Origin of the sequence: Desulfobulbus sp. (genome assembly GCF_030824455.1) — a bacterium.
Classification (GTDB): Bacteria; Desulfobacterota; Desulfobulbia; order Desulfobulbales; family Desulfobulbaceae; genus Desulfobulbus.
Window position 1 is genome coordinate 1 of sequence record NZ_JAVBXR010000096.1, and the last position, 18,558, is coordinate 18,558.

General features: G+C 61.6%; 18 protein-coding genes. All 18 read right to left on the bottom strand.

Annotation, left to right across the window (positions count from 1 at the left end; genetic code table 11):
• Window positions 1–731 (bottom strand): hydrogenase (locus RCH93_RS11625; protein ID WP_306548575.1); only part of this gene is annotated, 731 nt, incomplete at its 3' end.
• Between the two features lie 66 nt (window positions 732–797).
• A complete protein-coding gene (locus tag RCH93_RS11630; RefSeq protein WP_306548576.1) occupies window positions 798–2,309 on the bottom strand; it encodes a hydrogenase in 1,512 nt (503 codons plus the stop codon).
• A complete protein-coding gene (locus tag RCH93_RS11635; RefSeq protein ID WP_306548577.1) occupies window positions 2,302–3,729 on the bottom strand; it encodes a proton-conducting transporter membrane subunit in 1,428 nt (475 codons plus the stop codon). Before RCH93_RS11635 ends, RCH93_RS11630 begins: the two co-directional genes overlap by 8 nt.
• Window positions 3,730–3,732: 3 nt before the next feature.
• Entirely contained in the window at window positions 3,733–4,386 is a 654-nt protein-coding gene (locus RCH93_RS11640; RefSeq protein ID WP_306548578.1) for a hydrogenase, read from the bottom strand.
• A complete protein-coding gene (locus tag RCH93_RS11645) occupies window positions 4,386–5,300 on the bottom strand; it encodes a respiratory chain complex I subunit 1 family protein (protein ID WP_306548579.1) in 915 nt (304 codons plus the stop codon). Before RCH93_RS11645 ends, RCH93_RS11640 begins: the two co-directional genes overlap by 1 nt.
• Window positions 5,301–5,316: 16 nt before the next feature.
• Window positions 5,317–7,272 (bottom strand): proton-conducting transporter membrane subunit, encoded by a 1,956-nt coding sequence (locus RCH93_RS11650; protein ID WP_306548580.1) that lies wholly within the window; start codon window positions 7,270–7,272, stop codon window positions 5,317–5,319.
• A gap of 425 nt (window positions 7,273–7,697) precedes the next feature.
• The gene (locus RCH93_RS11655; protein WP_306548581.1) at window positions 7,698–7,928 is read right to left on the bottom strand and encodes a hypothetical protein; all 231 of its coding nucleotides are present in this window, start codon (window positions 7,926–7,928) and stop codon (window positions 7,698–7,700) included.
• A gap of 165 nt (window positions 7,929–8,093) precedes the next feature.
• The gene (locus tag RCH93_RS11660) at window positions 8,094–9,755 is read right to left on the bottom strand and encodes a DEAD/DEAH box helicase (protein WP_306548582.1); all 1,662 of its coding nucleotides are present in this window, start codon (window positions 9,753–9,755) and stop codon (window positions 8,094–8,096) included.
• Window positions 9,756–10,092: 337 nt separating this feature from the next.
• The gene (locus RCH93_RS11665; protein ID WP_306548583.1) at window positions 10,093–10,644 is read right to left on the bottom strand and encodes a Sir2 family NAD-dependent protein deacetylase; all 552 of its coding nucleotides are present in this window, start codon (window positions 10,642–10,644) and stop codon (window positions 10,093–10,095) included.
• Complete coding sequence (locus tag RCH93_RS11670) at window positions 10,629–10,877, bottom strand: Sir2 family NAD-dependent protein deacetylase (RefSeq protein ID WP_306548584.1); 249 nt, start codon at window positions 10,875–10,877, stop codon at window positions 10,629–10,631. The genes RCH93_RS11665 and RCH93_RS11670 overlap by 16 nt, the downstream gene beginning before the upstream one ends.
• Window positions 10,878–10,930: 53 nt before the next feature.
• A complete protein-coding gene (locus RCH93_RS11675) occupies window positions 10,931–11,416 on the bottom strand; it encodes a hypothetical protein (protein WP_306548585.1) in 486 nt (161 codons plus the stop codon).
• 175 nt (window positions 11,417–11,591) lie between these two features.
• The gene (locus RCH93_RS11680) at window positions 11,592–12,476 is read right to left on the bottom strand and encodes a TIGR02285 family protein (RefSeq protein ID WP_306548586.1); all 885 of its coding nucleotides are present in this window, start codon (window positions 12,474–12,476) and stop codon (window positions 11,592–11,594) included.
• Between the two features lie 214 nt (window positions 12,477–12,690).
• On the bottom strand, window positions 12,691–13,845 hold the full coding sequence (locus tag RCH93_RS11685) for a hypothetical protein (RefSeq protein ID WP_306548587.1): 1,155 nt from the start codon (window positions 13,843–13,845) through the stop codon (window positions 12,691–12,693).
• A 3-nt stretch (window positions 13,846–13,848) separates the two neighbouring features.
• On the bottom strand, window positions 13,849–15,246 hold the full coding sequence (locus RCH93_RS11690; RefSeq protein WP_306548588.1) for a TIGR01777 family oxidoreductase: 1,398 nt from the start codon (window positions 15,244–15,246) through the stop codon (window positions 13,849–13,851).
• Entirely contained in the window at window positions 15,239–16,141 is a 903-nt protein-coding gene (locus RCH93_RS11695; RefSeq protein WP_306548589.1) for a TIGR01777 family oxidoreductase, read from the bottom strand. Before RCH93_RS11695 ends, RCH93_RS11690 begins: the two co-directional genes overlap by 8 nt.
• A gap of 140 nt (window positions 16,142–16,281) precedes the next feature.
• Complete coding sequence (locus tag RCH93_RS11700; RefSeq protein ID WP_306548590.1) at window positions 16,282–17,055, bottom strand: RMD1 family protein; 774 nt, start codon at window positions 17,053–17,055, stop codon at window positions 16,282–16,284.
• Between the two features lie 72 nt (window positions 17,056–17,127).
• Window positions 17,128–17,565 (bottom strand): hypothetical protein, encoded by a 438-nt coding sequence (locus RCH93_RS11705; protein ID WP_306548591.1) that lies wholly within the window; start codon window positions 17,563–17,565, stop codon window positions 17,128–17,130.
• Between the two features lie 246 nt (window positions 17,566–17,811).
• The coding region (locus RCH93_RS11710; protein WP_306548592.1) for a sigma 54-interacting transcriptional regulator at window positions 17,812–18,558 on the bottom strand (747 nt) is incomplete at its 5' end.

Here is an 18,558-nt window from a genome sequence, read left to right on the forward strand (position 1 = left end):
GCCAGCAGGGCGTGCAGGGTGGTCAGGGGGTGCGGCGGGCAGCCGGGGATGTAGAGATCAACCGGAATCAGCGTGTTGAGGTCGCCGACAATCTCACCTGAGCCGTGGAACGGGCCGCCGGAGATCGAGCAGCAGCCGCTGGCGATCACCACCTTGGGCGCGGGTACGGCGGCGTAGGTGTCGAGCAGGGCGGTCTGCATGTTGCGCGTGATCGGGCCGGTGACGTGGATGCCGTCGGCGTGCCGGGGCGAGGCCACAAAGTCGATGCCGAAGCGGGAAAGATCGAAAAACGGAGTGTTCAACACGTTGGTGTCGGCCTCGCAGGCGTTGCAGCCGCCGGCCGAAACCTGGCGCAGTTGGAGGGAGCGGCCAAAGAGTTTTTTGAAGTGGGCCTTGGCGTGGGCGGCAAGATCGGGCAGGGCGCCGGCGGTGAGCAGATCCTCGCGCCGGGCGGCCCCCATCTCGAAATTCTGGCTGAAGCGGACAAAGGCCCCGTCCGCCACTTGGGCGCACTGGCCGCAAAAGGTGCAGCGGCCGAGATCGATCTTTTTCTCGGCAACCACAATGGCGTCCTGGGGGCAAAGGTCGGCGCATTGCCGCACAATGGCCGGATCGCAGGCGGGATTGATCTCGGGCAGTCCTCGGAAACGCGAATAGAGCTGAATCGGCGCCTTGGGATAGGCGCTGGTCCGGTGGCCTTGCTGGAGCCGGTTGCTGATTACCTTGAACATTGGGCGCCCCTGTCGGTGGTGTCGGGTGTTGCAGTTGTCTGTCTGAGAGTGTCCATGCCTGTCCCCTTACAGATCAAAACCGCAGTAGCTCAGGTTAAAGCTCTTGTTGCAGAGCGGAAAATCCGAGATCTCCTGGTTGCGCAGGGCCATGGCCAAGCCTGTCCAGTTGTGGAAAGACGGATCCTTGACCTTGTAGCGGAGGATGCCGCCGTTGTCGTCGGTCAGCAGGCAATGGGAAACCTCGCCCCGCCAGCCCTCGTTGAGGGTCACCACGAAACTGGCCGGCGCAAGCGGCTGCTCGCCCATGGGCGCCCGGCTGTACGGCGCCTCGGGCAGGGCGAGAAGTCGGTCGATCAGGCCAAGCGAATGCATGATTTCCTCGCGCCGCACCATGGCCCGGCTGTAGACGTCGCCGTTGGTCACCCGATTGGTGTTGGCGGGCAGCTCAGCATAGCGCTCGGTGGGAAAAAATTCGCGCACGTCGTATTCCAGGCCCGAGGCCCGACCGCAGTAGCCGACCATGCCCAGCTGATCGGCGATCTTGCGGCTGACCGCGCCGGTGGACTCGAACCGGGCCAGGACCGTGTGGGCGGAGAACAGCAGGTCGCACACCTGGACGATCTCCTTGCGCAGTTCCTTGAGCTTGGCGCAAATGATCTGCCGTTGCTCGCCGTCCATGGTTTGGGCGACCCCGCCGGGACGGATCAGGCTTTTGCCGAAGCGGTTGCCGCACAGGGTTAGCAACAGGTTGAGAAACTCGCCCCGGATGCGGCCAAAATAGGCGGCGGGCGGATTAAAGGCGACGTCGCCGCTCAGCGCCCCGAGGTCGCCGATGTGGTTGGCGATCCGCTCCAGTTCCAGGGCAATGGTGCGCACCGTGCTCGCGCCGGGGGCAACCGCAAGCCCGGCCAAGGCCTCGATCGCCTGGCAGCAGCACAGGTTGTGACCAATGGCGGTGTCGCCGGCGATGGCCTCGGCAATGATCGGCAGTCGATGCTGCGGGACCGAGGTCAGCAGGCGCTCGACGCCGCGATGCTGGTAGCCGAGTTGGATTTCCAGGTGCAGGACCTCTTCGCCGGCGCACTGGAAACGGAAATGGCCGGGTTCGATAATCCCGGCGTGCACCGGCCCAACGCCGACCTCGTGGATGGCCTCGCCCTCGACCCGGAAGTAGTCGTAGTTGCCAGGAATGTCGATGCGGTAGTCGTTGCCGAAAACGTCGGGCCGACCGGCGGCGTTGGCGTGGTAGCGCACCATCTTCAGCCAGGGATGGCCCAGGGGACGGAGGCCGTGCTGTTCGGCGATTTCCCGCTCAAAGAGGTTGAATTTGGCGCCGCCGGAGAGGGTGAGCGAGGGGAACGCCTCGTCCACTTCGGTTTCAAGCACAAAGAGATTGCTGTTGCGGAACACTGCCAAAAGCCGCGTCTGCTCGCCGGCAGGGTAGGCAAAAAATTGCACGATATAGCCGTTGGCGTGCACGAAATCGGTGAGCAGCCCCAAAAAACTGGGGAAATCGACGCGGGGAATCCGGCTCCGCTCAATCACCTGGCCATTGCCGATTTGCAGCAGATTATCCATGGATGGTCCCTCCAATCACCGCGATGGTGTTGATGATGATCTGGTGCAGCGGCTCGGGCATCCAGACGCAGAGCACGGCCGAGGTCAGCAGCAGGGCAAAGGGCGACACGATGCGCAGGGTCTGTTCCGGAACCAGGATTTCCTGCCGGCTCGGGCCAAACGACATGGAGGTGACGATGCGGGCAAAGCCGGCCACCACCAGCGCCAGGCTGGCGATGAACAGCCCCCCGGCCACCGGATGGCCGGCCTTGAAGGCGCCGATCAGGATCAGCAACTCGCTGACAAAGACGCCGAAGGGCGGCAGGCCGGAGATGCCGAGGAAGCCGGCAAAAAACGAGACAAAGGTCCGGGGCAGCAGGCGCGTCATGCCGCCGCACTGGGCAACGATCTTGGAGCCAAATCCCAGCAGCAGGTTGCCGGCGGAGAGAAACAGCGAGGACTTGAGCAACGAATGGTGGATCAGGTGGAGCATGGCCCCGTACAGCGCCATGCCGCCGATGCCGACCCCAAAGGCGATCACCCCCATGTTCTCGATGCTCGAATAGGCCAGCATGCGCTTGTAATCCGGCTGCTTGAGGATGAAGATCCCGGCCACCAGGATGGAGAACAGGCCAAAGCCGATCAGCAGGGAACCGGAAAAATCGCCGAGCCCGGCAAGGACCATCAGGGTGTGGACCTTAAAGATGCCGAGGAAAGCGCAGTTGAGCAAAGCCCCGGACAGCAGGGCCGAGGCCGGGCTGGGGGCCTCGCTGTGGGCGTCGGGCAGCCAGGTGTGCATCGGCGCCAGACCCATCTTGGTGCCAAAACCGATAATCACGAAGATGAAGCCAATTTTCAGCCAGAGCGGATCCAGGTGCTTGGCCGCGGTGTTGAGCGAGGAGAAGGTTAGCGGCACGTCAATGCCGGCCCGGTCCATGGAGAGGGTGATGAAAAAGAAGCCCAGCAGGGCCAGTGCAATGCCCACCGAGCAGATCAGGACGTACTTCCAGGTGGCCTCCAGGGCCTTTTTCGAGCGGTTGACGAAGATCAGGGGCGCGCTGACCAGGGTGGTGGCTTCGATTGCGATCCAGAACACAATCGGATGTTCGGCCAGGGCGGCCATGCTCATGGTGCCGAGAAAGAGCAACATGGAGCCGATGAAGATCGGCTCGCTTTGCATCTCCTGCTCGCGCATGTAAAAAATGGAGTAGGGGGCGATGAAGACGAAGATGAACGAGGTGACCAGCAACACCAGGATGCCGGCCGGAGCGGTGCTGAAATAGCCGGGCAACAGCGGAGGAAAGTCGCTCAGCCAGGCCAGCAGGGTCAGTTGCAGGTGGAGCAGAGCGCCGACCACAAGCACGCCCCGGCCCAGTTTCACCGGCAGGAGAAAGGCGATAAGGCCCGCGAACAGGGGCAGGCAAAAGACGGCTTCCAGCATGGGTCAGTCCTTGAGTTGTTCGAGGTAGGCGGTGTCGACGTCGTCGAAGGCGCGATTGATGTTGTGGAGAATAATCCCCATGATCATCACCCCGGCCAGCAGGTCGAGCAGCACGCCGAATTCCACCAGATAGATGTTGTGGGTGTGCTTGGTCAGGGCGGTGCCCACCAGATAAATACCGTTTTCCAGCATCAGGTAGCCGATGACCTGGGTGATGGCTTTGGTGCGGCTCATCATCAGAAACAGGCCGCCGCCGGTGGTGGTGATGGCGGTGATCAGCAACAGGGCGTAATCGCCGGGCAGCGAGAGGCCCATGCGGCGAGTGATGTAGGCGGAAAGCATCACCAAGCCCAGACCGACAAGGAGCGACGCATGGTAGCCGATCAGGGGTTCGACCTCGCGTTTGATCGCGATCCGGTTCAGGGCCATGTAGAGCAGGCCGGGAATGAGGACGGCCTTGATCAACAGCATCAACTGAAAAAAGAGGATGCCGCCGTTGCTCAGCCGGGCCTGGGGTTCAATGAAGATGGGGACCAAGGAAACCATCGCGCCCTGCAGGGCCATGATTTTGATCAGGGCCATCATCCGGCTGGAGCCCAGCGACAGCAGGACCGCGAGCAGGATGAGCACCAGAATGAGATCGATACTGTTGATCATCAGACAATCTCCAGGGTGAGAATGACGGCAAAAAAGACCAGGGCAAAGGCGGTGAGGATGTATTTGGGAACCAGATCCATCTTCAGTCGGGCCATGATCGACTCGACCACGCCGACGACCATATAGAGCAGCATGATGACGCCGTAGAACAGCAGGGTGTTGGCGACCGGGTCGGCCAGCGGCGGCGGTTTGATCAGGCAGGCGATAAAGGAGGCGTAGAAAAAGAGTTTATAAAAGGCGCCGAGCTCAATCAGGGCCAGATCGGGGCCGCTGTGGTCGAGGATCATGACCTCGTGGATCATGGTCAGTTCCAGATGGGTGGCCGGGTCGTCGACCGGGACGCGCGAGTTTTCAGTGAGCAGGATCATGAACAGGGCCACGATCACCAGGAGCAGCAGGGCGCCCTGGGAGCCGATGATGGAGATCGGCTGGCTTCCTGAAAAGTAGGCGGCCAGGCTGAGCGCGCCGTTCATCCGGAAAAAGAGGATCAGGACCACAAAGATCGCCGCTTCGGCCAGGGTGGAAAAAAAGGCCTCGCGCGCCGCGCCCATGCCTTCAAAGGGCGAAGCGGTGTCCAGGGCCGCGACAATGGTGAAGAACCGACCCAGACCGAGGAGATAAAAAACCATGATCACGTCGCCGTGGAAGGCGATGAGCGGCGCGGTTCCGGCAAAGGGAAAAAACAGCAGCGCCATGATTGCGGCGGCGCAGGAAATCAGGGGGCCGAGGCGGAAGACAAAGGTGGTGCTGGCGCTGTAGACCGACCCTTTGCGCAGCAGTTTGATCAGGGTGAAGTATTTGATCAGCAGCGGCGGTCCCTGTTTGCCGGCAAACAGGGCCTTTGTTTTCAAAATAACGCCGGGAAAGAGCGGCGCTAGGAGCAGGGCCAGGCCAAAAGAGACGACGGATTCCATGAAAAACCTCGAAGGGCTAGACCACCAGGAGCAGGGCGGCGATGGTGAACACGATGTAGCCGATGTAGAGTTGGATGTGGCCGTGTTGAATCCAGCGCAGTTTGTCGGCAATTTTCAGCACCGGCCGGACCAGGAGGCGATGCAGGCCGATTTCGGCCAGATCTTCCACCTTGCGGGAGTATTGGGTCGCGCCGGGAAAAATCCTGACGAGGGCGGCGAATTTGGTGGTGGTTTTGATAAAGGGTCGGTGGAAATCGACTATGCTCAGCGAATAGGAGGCTCCGGTGTACTGGATGCGGCTGGTCGCTTGGGTGAAACCACAGCCCCAGGTGGTGTTTTGGCTGACCGGTTTGCCCCGGTAGAGCAGGCGTCGCAACGCGGTCAGGGCCAGCAACAGACCAACAAAGACGCGGGCGATGACCGCGAGATTATGCGGCACGGCGCCGAGGACATCGGCCGAGACCGCAGCCAGGGGGGCCAAGTCGCGCAGTCCGGCAAAAGCGAAACGGATAAAGGGTTCAGGCCAAAGACCGATTCCCAGGCAGGCCACGGCCAGCAGGGTCATGGCCGCACCCATGGTCGGGCCGGGGTCGGTGGCCGCATGCGCATGTTCGCGGCGTGGTTCGCCGAGAAAGACGATGCCCACCACCTTGGTGAAGCAGCCTGCCGCCAGCCCGCCGATGAGGGCCAGGGCGATGATCGCGGCCATGGAGAGCAGAAAGTCCGGCCCCTGCAGGCCCAGTCCCTGAAAGGCGGCGTAGTAAATGAGAAATTCGCTGACAAAGCCGTTGAACGGCGGCAATCCTGAGATGGCCACCGAGCCGGCGAGGAAGGTGCGGCCAGTGACGGGCATGGTCTTCATCAGCCCGCCCAATTGATCCATCTTGCGCGCCCCAACCGTGTGGAGAATGGCCCCGGCGCCCATGAACAGCAGCGATTTGAACAGGGCGTGGTTGAGGACGTGCAGCAGGCCGCCGGCAAAGCCAAAGGCCGCCATGATCCGGTTGCCTGAGGACAGGCCGACCATGCCCAGGCCGCAGCCGATAAAAATGACGCCGATGTTTTCGATGCTTGAATAGGCGAGCAGGCGTTTGATTTCCCGTTTGGAGAGGGCGTAGACCACGCCAAGCACCCCGGAAACCATGCCCAGGACCAGGACGGTCCGGGCAAAGAGCGGATTGAAGTCGTTGAGCAGGAAGTACAGCCGCAGGATGCCGTATACCCCCATCTTGATCATGACCCCGGACATCAGGGCCGAGACGTGGCTGGGCGCGGCCGGGTGGGCGTGGGGCAGCCAGATGTGCAGGGGAAAGACGCCGGCCTTGGAACCAAAGCCAATCAGGGCCAGAAAAAAGGCGGCTGTTTTGGCGGCCTGCGGCGCCAGCTGGATCTGGGCAAAGGCCAGCGAGCCAGTGCTCTGAGCGAGCAGGCCAAAGGCGGCGAAAACGAGCAGTGCCCCGGTTTGGGTAAAGAGCAGGTAGAGGTGGGCGGCCCGCTGGGTCTCCTCGCGTTCGTAATCATAGAGAACCAGGGCATAGGAGGAAAGCGACATCAACTCCCAGGCCAGGGCAAAGGCGGCCATGTTGTCGGCCAGGGTAACCAGGACCATCGCCGCAACCAGCAGGCTGAAAAAGAAATGATTGACTGCTGTGCGCCAGGCGTGTTCGACCGCGTCGAGGTAATCGTAACTGTAGAGGGCGATGACCGGCGCGAGCAGAAAAATCGGCGGGAGAAAGGCCGTTGCCAGCGAATCCAGAGACAGCGACCAGGTGAGGCTGTGGAGCCAGGGGCATGAAAAGAGCACCGGGGTCGACTGACCCCAGGCGGCATACACCCCGTAGAGTCCGGTCAGGCAACCGGCGGCGACGAGGGAAACGTGCGCGACCTTGGCCGCGCTCAACCAGCGGTGAAGCGCCAGAGGGGCAAGGCCGCCGGCAAGGACAAGGAGGAGGGCTGCAAACAGGATATCCATCGAGAGTTGCCTGTGTTCAGGGGAAAAGGGGGGCTGCCGGCGAGGGGGCAAGCAACGGCTTGGCGACGATTGGTCCCCAGGCGGCGGAGGCGGTGCGTCGCGGCAACAGGCCCCAAACAACACACTTCGCAGACGGAGGAAAAAGCGTATCCATGGAACGAAGGAAACGGCGGATTAAGCGGGAACAACAGACGGCGGGCTCAGGGCGAGCAAGCCGGGCGGAGACGGAGTCTCCAAGGAACGGACAAAGGGGGGCGAGCAAAAGCGGTTGCGCCGTGGCCGGGCAGGCGACGGACAATCCTGTCCCGGTTCGACAAGGGCCTGCGCCCCGCCAAGCTGCGGCGGGGAGAAACACACCATTGCGAAACGGCGGCGTTCAGCGCAGGGGCTAAGGGCGTTCACCTTGTTCCCCGTTTGTACAGCGCTTATTTTTCAAAGGAAAAACCATACCACGGGGTCTCGTTGTCCTCAGGCCCAGCCGGGTCAATGACCTGGCAGCCGGGAATTTTTTCCTGCATGTCCGTCTGCCATTCCAAGGCTTCGGCCTTGGATGCAAAAGGGCCGACAGCGGTGAGTGGGGCGGCGTGCAGGCCCATGTTTTCGTAGAGCTTGTCCACTTTGTCCTGTTTTTGATGAATGCCGATCATTACGGTCATGCCATGCCTCTTCGCGCAGAGTGAATTTGAAATTTTCGGCGCCATAATACCGTGCGAAACGGTCGGCGACTATAAAATAAATAGAAGCAATGCAATAATTATATTGATAAAGGCTCGCCGGCGGAAGCGGCTACTTCGGTCGCCGGCGTTTCATCATTGTGACGCTCAGGCCCGTTCGAGATTCACCGTTCGTCGGCCAATGCGATAGGCCCCGTTTTTTGAGAGCAGGCGGCCAACCATCTGCTCTGGCACATCGACCAGGGTGTGGTTTGCGTCCAACCGGATCTTGCCCAGTTGATTGGCGGCGATGCCCGAATAATGGGCCAGCGCGGCCACCACATGGTTAACGCTGATTCCGTCGGCCCGACCGGCGTCGAGCTTCAGCGGCACCATGTCCTTGTCGCGGTCTCCGCCCCTGCGGGCGCCCTGGCCCCCTGGCCCGGTCTGTCCGGTTCGACGGGGAAAACGGTCGTTTTTTCGGTCGCGCGGGTTGAACTGTTCTTCCTTGATCGGCGTGATCGGGTCAATCGGGCGTTTCTTTTCGTCGCCTCGCGCCAGCTTTAAGGCGGCGGCGGCAATGTCTTCCGGCGCATGGCCGGAGAGGACCAGCATGTCGACAACCTCCCGCTCCCGCCGGCAACGGCCCCGCTTGATCCAGACCTCGAGCTGTTCCATCAACAGAGCCTGGCGATGGTTTTCGATCTGCTGAATGGTCGGCAGTTCGGCCTTGTTCAGTTTGAATCGGGTGTAATCTTCGATCCTGCGCAGCTGCCAGCGATCCTTGGGCGACAACAGGGAGATGGCGATGCCCTCCCGGCCGGCCCGTCCGGTGCGCCCGACCCGATGCACATAGACCTCGGGGTCGTCGGGCAGATCAAAATTGAACACATGGGAGATGTCGTCGATGTCAAGGCCGCGGGCGGCGACGTCGGTGGCCACCAGGACCTTGACCTGGCCGTTGCGGTAGCGGGTCAGCACCTGGATGCGGGCGTCCTGACTGAGATCGCCGTTGAGGGGTTCGGCGGCGAACCCGCGCGAGGTCAGCTGGTTGGCCAGCTCGCCGGTGCCGAGCCGGGTGCGGACAAAGATCAGGGCGCTGTCGATGGTCTCCATCTCAAACAACCGGGTCAGGGCCGCGATCTTGTCCTGCTGGTTGACCAGGTAGTAACGCTGCTCGATGGTGGCGCCGGTCAGCTGTTTGGGGGTGATCGACACCGTCTCCGGCTGGCGCAGGTAGCGGGCGGACAAGCCCTGAACCCGTTTGGAGATGGTGGCGGAGAAGAGCATGGTCTGGCGCTCGGTGGGGATGCGGTCGAGGATCAGTTCAATGTCCTCGACAAAGCCCATGCTCAGCATTTCGTCGGCCTCGTCCAGCACCACGGTCTGGACTCCGCTCAGGTCGAGGCTGCCTGAATTGGTCAGGTCGAGCAAACGGCCGGGGGTGCCGACGATCACTTCAACGCCCTGGCGCAGGCTGCGCAACTGCTGTTGGTACGATTGGCCGCCATAAACAGCCAGCACGGTAATGCCCAGGCCCTGGCCGTAGCGCTGGATGGCGTCGGCCACCTGGATGGCCAGTTCGCGGGTCGGGGCCAGCACCAGGGCCTGAACGCCCTTTTGCCGAGGGACGACCCGCTGCAGCAGCGGCAGGCCAAAAGCGGCGGTCTTGCCGGTGCCGGTCTGGGCCTGCCCGATGAGGTCGCGGCCGGCAAGCAGCAGGGGGATGGCCGCCTGTTGAATGGCGGTGGGGTCGGTGAATCCGAGTTCGGTTATGGTCTGGACCAGATCGGGATGCAGGCCAAATTGGGCAAAGGTCTCTGTTGTCATCAGGCTACTCCTTTATGAGCGGCTGTGTCTTGATATATCCTGGGGTGGGTCCTGCCTTGCGGCATCTGTCCCTGTTGTCCGTTAACAGATGCCCCGTCCGGAATGTAAGAGCCTGACTGTCAAACCTGATCGCCGCCTGCCCCGCTCGACTGTAAGCCGGGGAAAAGCGTGCGGTCGACTACAACAAAAAACGCCTGACCGGAATTGGTCAGGCAACCGTCATGGAATGTTCAAAACTTGAATGGAAGAAAAAGCGTTGGCGCAATTGAACAGTTTATACAGCATAACGCCGGGAAAGGCAAGAATTCCTCGGCGGCGGCGCGCAGGTGGGGAAGATTTACGCTTCCCGGCAGGCCCTGACCAGCAACGGCAGGGTTTGGACGACGTCGCCCTGGAGGAAAAGGATGTCCGACCGGGACGTTTCGCCATAACCTGCGCAGGAGAGGACTGGCTCCCGGTTGCACTCGACGATGCGGCCGCCGTTGCGGCGGACTATGGCGGGCAGGGCCGCCGCTGGGTAGACTTGGGCCGAGGAGCCGATCACCAACAAGAGATCGCAGTCGGCGATCAAGGCGTGGATCGCCTCCAGGTCGCGCACCGACTCGCCGAAAAGAACCACGTTGGGCTTGAGGGGAAAGCCGCAATGTTTGCAGCGCGGCACGTCGCCGGCTTGCTGCAGTTCAGGCGACAACGGCAGCAGGTCGCCGCATTGCAGACAGTGCAAATGCCGGTGCTCGCCGTGGATCTCAAAGACCCGGCTGCTGCCGGCCTGCTGGTGGAGGCCGTCGATGTTTTGGGTGACGATGCAGTGCAGCCGGCCCATGCCCTCAAGCTCGACCAGCGCCTGGTGGGCGGCGTTGGGCTTGGCGCCGATCAATGTTTTGGCCATGGCCCGATAGAGTCGCCAGGCCTTTTGGCCGGATCGCGGCGAAACACCTCCAGGGTGGCGTATTCTTCGGGGGAAAAGACGGTCCACAGGCCGCCCGGACTGCGAAAGTCGGGGATGCCGCTGCCCACCGAAATTCCGGCCCCGGTCAAGGCGGCTACGGTGCGGGCGGATCGGACAAGGGCGGCGGCTTCAGCAACCGCAAGCAGGATGTTTTCTTGAGCGAACCGATGCATATACGCATCCGGCAGGGAAGAGAGGCGTGGTTCGGAGTCGGTCGAGGCTGAATTCAGTGGAGAACCGCAGCGGCTGTGCGGCTGCGCCAATGCAGCGGCTCGTCGACAAAAGCCCCGCCAATGCGGCGCCCCTGGTCGTGATGGCGGACGCGAATGATGCGTTCGATTTCATGGAGCGCGTCGCCTTCGGGTCGATAACAGACAATCAGCCGGTCGTCTTGCTTGATCGGCGCCGCCTCGGTGGTTTCGATCAACAGGCCGCCGTTGGAATGGTCGGTGATAACGCACTGCCGCGCCCGAGCCCTGGGGGTGGAAAGGGCGCGAAAGCTGGCCTGGATGGAGGATCGGACCCGATAGTCCTGGCGGAATTCAAGATCCACGCGAAAGGTTTCGGCGCAGGGGCAGTTGACGCGGATCGAATGCTTTTTGCCCCTGAGGCTGTCGACCGAGAACGTTGCCATTCGTCCGCAGGCGATGCATCTGATGGTTACCGCCTCTTTCTGGTTGACGAAATATTTTTGTTTTTTTTCCACGTTCATACGTCGGCCGCCTGGTTCTCTTGTTGTGTTGACGTCCACAGGCTGTGGCGTGTCGAGGGGTGGGGTGAGCGATTATTAGAGTTGAAGAATACTGAATGCACCATAATCATCTGTCGGTGCTAATGTCGAGGCGTTTTTACGCCAGCAACAGACGCTTGCGTAAAATAAATGGGCCTCATTGCTGAGGAGTTGTGTGCAAAAACACGTCCTGGTAGGCCTTGCGATACTGTTCGATGCTGTTGGCGTCAAGCCACCGTTCGTAGGCGGCGCGATATCGCGTCGTCGGGCGCTGTTCCAGGAGAACTTTGTTGATGTCGTTAATGATTTTTTGTCCCCAGGCGTTTTTGGAACAGCCGACAGCGCTCATCCAGCCGTCGTAGTTGTGCATGTTTTCGGTCAAGGCCAGGGTGATGAATTGATCGCGGATGCCCATTTGTTCGGCCTGGTAGAGGGCTTCCTCGGGTAGGCCGATGAGCCCGTCAAGGCGATCAAGCATCAACATCTTGAACAGATTGAGCGACAACTCCTGACCGGCGATTTCAACCATATTGGTCTGCCCCTTGTGGTGGGCAAGAATGCCGTCCAGGGTGTTGCCGTAGGAGCGATCCTTGGCAAAACCTATCATCAGGGATTTGCTGTCGAGAACGGCGGCAAGTGAAACCGTCGATTGGTTGTTGAATTTGTCGAGATGGCTCTTCTTGATAATGATGACCGGCGGCAGGGTGATGAAGCTGGGGATTGAGAAGTACATGAATTCATCCCGCTCCGGGGTCTTGTAGAGGCCAACGCTGCAGACCTTTTCCCCTTGCTTGAACTTGTAGAAATGACGGGTGATGTTGGTGGTGATCTCGTCGTGGTCGTACTCGGTGAGGTGTTCCTGGAGGATGTCGGTGATCAGGTCGCCGTAGCCCTGCTCCTGGTTGGGGCCGCTTTGAATCAGGAAGGGGGGAAAGACCGCCTCCATCCAGGTCACCGACTCCTTGGCGGACGTCGGGGAAGGGCTGGACAGCGCCATCAGGACCAGCGCCGCAACCCAAAAAGGCATGCATCGAAACATCATCGTGTTGCTCCGGAAAAGCAGGCAGGGCAAGAGGGGCTGCCGCATGTAAAACGTTAATGAACTCTATTGTTACACTCTCTAACGAATCGAGCAAACGTCTGTCAAGGGGAAACCTGTGCGGCGTGAAGGGGTTGAGCGGCAAGGGGTTTTCTTGCACAGCCGGTTGTGCGGCGGGTAAAAATTGGGGTGGGAAAGCGGGGCTTCAAGAGCGGCGTCACCCTTTGTCGGCGGATGGCGCCGCGTTCAGGTTGGCCTGCTGGATGGCGGTCAGCTGGCGGTCGATTGTGCCTTTGTTGAAAAACAATCGAACCAGCAGCCAGCAATAGGCGACCACGGCCAGCACGGCGACGCTGGGGAGGAAGTACCCAAGCGGACAGAGGATCAACACGGTCAGCCAGTGGAGCGCAATGAGCGCCCGGGAGTGGAGTTGCAGCGGGAAATCGCCGTGACGGCTGATCACCGCCAGGCCGCTCAGATTCCAGCCATAGAGGGCGGTGAAGGCGTGCAGGCGGAGCAGCGGCAGGCTGTGGTCGGGGGTGTAATAGCTGGAAAACGAGAGCAGGATGTAGGCGATGCCGGTGATCGAGGTGATCAGCAGAAACAGGATGCCCGAGGTGAGAAAGGCCTTTTGCTGCAGCGGCATGCCCTCGTGCCAGTACAGGTAGAGGATGAGGGCCACGGTCAGAAACAGCAGGATGGCGACGGCGACCTGGGAGGCGAACAGCCCGGCGAGGATGAATCCGAAAAAGACGATCACCCCCAGGTTGATGATCCAGAAGCAGGCCTCCTTGAGTAGGGAGGTGAAGGCCAGGGTCTCCTGTTTCATCAGGGTGAAGATAACCGACATGGAGATCAGCGAGATCGGAAAGGAGAAACCGAGGAAAAAGGTGTCGAGCTTCAGTTTTTCGATGGTGAACCATTTGAGATACACCGAATTGAGGATCACCGGGCTGGAAAAACACAACCCCAGGGAGAGGCAGAGCAGCGCCGCCTGATGGAATTTGCGCGGCGTCGGTTCCTGGGGAGAGAACAGGGCGCGGGGAAAACGGCGGCCAAAGTGGTCGACGCGCACCCGCTCAATCAATCCGGCCAAAACCAGGGGGATGAGCATGGCCGGCACGTACCACTGGAGAAAGGCGCAGAGGGCAAAGGCGAGGGACAGCGTCAAAAACGCCTGCCCGCGGCGCGACAGGTCTTTATGGCCTTCGGTGAAATACACCAGCAGGGTCCCGCCGCTGCACAGGTTAAACAGGAAGATGTGCAGCCGCTCAAAATTGAGGGTCGCCGGGGGGACAAGATGATGGAGAAACCCACAGGCCAGGGCCGTGGTCATCATGACCAGCAGAACGGATTTGAATTTCCAGCTCACGCCCTACCGCTCCTCGGGTTGGTTTTCGAATCGGCCCAGCAACTGGCGCAGCGCCGGCTCCAGCTCGGCGTGGCGAAAGGCGTAGCCCGACTGTTGCAGCTTGTCGGTGGCCACCCGGCATCCGCCCAGCAGCACCTCGGCAGCCATCTGGCCGTACAGGCTCTTCAGCAGAATGGAGGGAACCGGGGGGAGGAGAGGGCGGCGCGTCACCCGCGCCAGGGTTTGCATCAAGTGACTGTTGTTGACCGGTTGGGGCGCGGCGATGTTGACCGGCCCGGTCAATTGGTCGCAGGTCAGGGCGTGGAGCACGGCCCCGACCATGTCGTTGATCCCGATCCAGCTGATGTACTGTTCGCCGCTGCCCAATCGGCGGGGGAAACCCAGGGCCGAGCCGGCAAGCAGGCGCTGCAGCGCGCCGCCCTGGGGACTGAGAACCACGCCGATGCGCATGAAGACGGTGCGGATGCCGGCGTCCTCGGCGGGTCGGGCCGAGTGCTCCCACAGGGCGCAGACGTCGGAGATGAAATCCGAGCCGGCTTGATCCTCCTCGCGCATGCAGCAGTCGAGGCAGTTGCCGTAGAAACCGACCGCCGAGGCGCTGAGGAACACCTTGGGCCGAACCGGTTGCGCGGCCACGGCGCGGGCAATCAGGCCGGTGCCCAGCACCCGGCTGTCGATCACCCGTTTTTTCTTCTCCGAGGTCCAGCGGCCTTCGCCAATGTTGTCGCCGGCCAAATGGATGACGCCGTCAAAGGCGGGCAGGCCGGCCAGGTTGAGCTGGCCCTGTTCCGGGTTCCAGTAGATTTCCAATTTGCTCCGATCCGGCGGCCGGCGCACCAGGGTCCAGACCTCATGGCCGCCGGTGGCGAGCAGGGGCCGCAGGGCTGAGCCGAGCACGCCGCTGGCGCCGCTGATCAGCACCCGCATGGGTCGGGCGCTGCACCGCTGATGCAGCCGGATGTCGTCGCGCAGGGTGGCGTGCCGGTAGCGGAACACCCGCTCCAGGGTGCGATCGACCAGGCCGGCGGCAAAGCCGGGGAGCAGGTTGTGGCCGGGCAGGGCGTAATCGATCCGGTCTTCCAGCAGGGCGCCGCCAGCGGTGTCGGAAAACCGGTGGGTGTGGGTCCAGCGGGCAAAGGGGCCGCGTTCCTGAATGTCGCGGAACATCCGTCCCGGAACGTTTTCGATGTGGCGGGCGTGCCAGCGGTAGGGGAAGGGGCCGGCGTGCATGTTCAAGGTCACCCGCCCGCCCGGATCAAGCCCGCCTTGGCGCGCCGCCACCCTGGTGTCTACCCAGGGCGGGATGAGCCGCTCCAGCGCCTCTGGGCGGGCATGCCAGTCGTAGAGCTCGCGGGCGGAGCAGGGGAAAAGCGAGGCGTAGCGAAAACTTGGATCAGCCACCAACAATCTCCCGCAGGGCTGGCTGCAGTTTCGGGTAGGTGAACAGGTACCCGCTTTCGGTAAGCGCCTGCGGCATCACTTTTTGCCCCTGGAGCAGGGAACGGCCGAATTCGCCCAAAACCAGTTTCATCACAAAGGCCGGGGTCGGCAGCAGGGCCGGGCGGTGGAGGGCTGCGCCCAGCTGCCGGGCAAAATCCTTTTGCCGCACCGGTTGCGGCGCAGTGAAATTGAACGGGCCGCGACATTCCTCGGCGGTAAGCAGAAAGAGGATCGCGCCTACCAGATCGTCGAGGTGAATCCAGGGAAACCACTGCTTGCCGCTGCCGATTGGCCCGCCCAGGCCCAATTGGAACGGGGTTTTCATGGTGGCCACGGCGCCGCCGCCCTTGCCGAGCACCACGCCAAAACGCATCACCACCACACGCGCCCCTTTGTCGGCTGCCTTGTGCGCCTCATTCTCCCAATCGCGGCAGACCTGGGCCAGGAAATCATCGCCCGGACCGCTGCTCTCGGTTTTTTCGATCTCGCCGCCGTCGCCGTAAAACCCTGCGGCAGAGGTGCTGAGCAGCACGGCTTCGGTGGTTGCCGGCAGGGCGGCCACCAGGTTTCTGGTGGTGAGGATGCGGCTGTCGTAAATCGCCTTTTTATACTTCTCGGTCCAGAGATTGAACACCGAGCGTCCGGTGAGGTTAACGAGCGCGTCCTGCTCCGGAACATGGCGTTGCCAGTCGTCGGGCCGGGTGGTGTCGGCGGCGACGTAGGAGAGGCGCGGATGCGCGGGGAGCCGGCAACGGCTGCTGCTGCCAAGGACCGTGACCTCGTGGCCCATTTCCAAGAATCGGTTGCTGAGGGCAGAGCCAACAAAACCTGTGCCGCCGGTGATGAGAATCTTCATAGGGTCCTCCTGTAAGGGTGCGCGGGGAGCGGCAAACGCCGTCAATCATGGGGAAGATAAACATCGCCAGGCCCAAGGGCAAAGGCAAAGGCGGGTCAAGTTGGGTCAAGGCCCCTTTGCCCGTGCTGCCCAGGATCTGCTTATTTGACGAAAAAGAGCCCGATTTCGATGGCAATCAGGATGATGATGATCCACTCCAGCATGCTGGAATGGCTGTGCTTCTGCTCGTCGGCCATCATCTCCAGCAGTTCCTGGATCACCTCCAGCCGGTTTTTCAGGACCGTGGCCCGGGGCGCAATTTCCAGGTAGCGGGAAAGCGACAGGTAATAGTGCTCCAGTTCCGGATATTCCCAGATGAACTCGGGGGTGTCGAGCAGGTTGAATTGGAGGATGATGTGGGATTTTTCCAGATACACCCGGCCGCGCTCCCGTGCCAGCTGGGTGCGGGAAAGCGAGATCGAGCCCTTTTTTGCCAGCGTCTCGGGGATGTACTTGGTTTTTTTGATGGTCTCTTCGATGGAGGACTCAAAGGAGGCCAGTTTGGTGGATTGGGCCAGGGCATGACTGAGCGAGAGCAGGGTCAGTTCGGAGACGTCGTCGACCCCGATCAGGTCGTTGCGGATGCGGATGCCCTCCTCGGCGGTCTTTTCGAATTCCAGCTCTTCCTCAACCAAGGCGGCCAGGGGATTGACCGCGTAGGTGCGCAACTGGTCGATCAACCGCTTTTCCGATTCGTAGTCGTACTGGAACAGCACGCAGACGCCGTAATCAAAGAGAAAGGCGTGGACGCCCTCGTCCGGGGCGAGGACAATGACGTTGCGCATCCGCGCGGCATGCGTCTGACGGGAGAGAAACTCGTAGAGGGCGTCGAACTGAAATCGTTCGGCTATGCAGAGGGCTCGGATATTGTTCATAGCATTTCGGTGGGGCAAGAAGCGTTCAACGAGGGCGCGGGTCGGCGGATCTGCCGCCCACTCGCACGAATTTTATTCGGCGCCGGCGTTGGCGCCTTTGTTTTTATCGCTCAGTTCTGGGTAGTATTTTTCAATACATTCCGGGCAGATGCCGTGGGTGAACTCGGTCTTGGACCGCTCCTGGACAAACTGCTCGATGCCCTGCCAGAATTCCGGGTCCAGCCGGATTTTTTTGCAGGAGGCGCAGACCGGCAGGATGCTTTCCAGGTAGCTCACCTTGGTCAGGAGTTTGTAGGTGTGGCGGATGATCAGCGCACCCACGACGGCGATCACCACGCTCTCGAAAAAGGACTCCCGCCAGTTGATCGGGGTTGCCGCGCCGCCCAGCAGGACATGGGGAATGTCGAGGATTTCGTCGAACCAGGACAGGGCGATGATGAACGCAATGGCGCCCGTTTCGTACCAGCAGACTTTTTTTGCAATTAGATTGTTTGTTTGAGGCGACGCCATGGAAAGATCCTTCGCTTGTGCAAGCGTGTTGAGAGCATTGCCCGGCGCAAAATCCGGCGGCTGGGTCCGCAAGGCCGGAGCGTCTGCGCGGGGAGGCGTTCAAAAGCAATCAAAGACAGGCCGCGAACCGTCGTGGTGCAAGTAAGGCTTTGGTATCATACCGTGTTTTTAGGGGAATGCACGGGAGATTTGCGGCCCTGGGCCGGATCGCCGGCCCTTGGGCGGATCTTTGCGCCAGCGACTGGGTCAGGACTCGTCTTTGCCGGCGCCGGCTTCGCCCTGGGTCACCAGTCCATGGGTTTTGAGTTTGCGCCACAGGGTGGTGCGCCCCCAGCCGAGGATCTCCGCCGCTTTGGTGCGGTTGCCTCGGGTCTGGGTCAGGGTTTCGATGATCAGGTCCTTCTCGATGGCCAGCCAGTCCTTGCCGCTGGCCGGCGACTGCATGGTCCGGATTTCTGGCTCAAGCGCGGCCGGGGCCGGCGGGGCGACCGGGCTGAGTCGGGAGAACAGATACTTGGGCAGATGCTCAACCTCGATCCGGCGGCTCTGGCAGATGTTGACGCAGTACTCGACAATGTTGCGCAGCTCGCGGATGTTGCCGGGAAAGGCGTAGTCCATCAACAGCGCGAGGGATTCGTCGCTGAAGGTCTTGGCGCTGTTGCCGGTGCGCTCGGCAAACAGCCGCAGGAAATGGTTGAGCAGGAACCGGGTGTCGGTCTCGCGTTCGCGCAGCGGCGGCAGATGGAGATGGAGCACGTTGAGCCGGTAGTAGAGGTCCTCGCGGAACTCGCCGGCCGCGACCCGCTGCTTGAGCGGTCGATGGGTGGCGGCGATGATGCGCACGTCGACCTTGATTTTCTTCTCGCCGCCGAGCGGGAAAAACTCGCGGTCGTCGAGCACCGAGAGCAGCTTGACCTGCAGCGGCAGCGGCATGTCGCCGATTTCAGTGAGAAACAGGGTGCCGCCCTGGGCCAGGCGGAACATCCCGGGCTT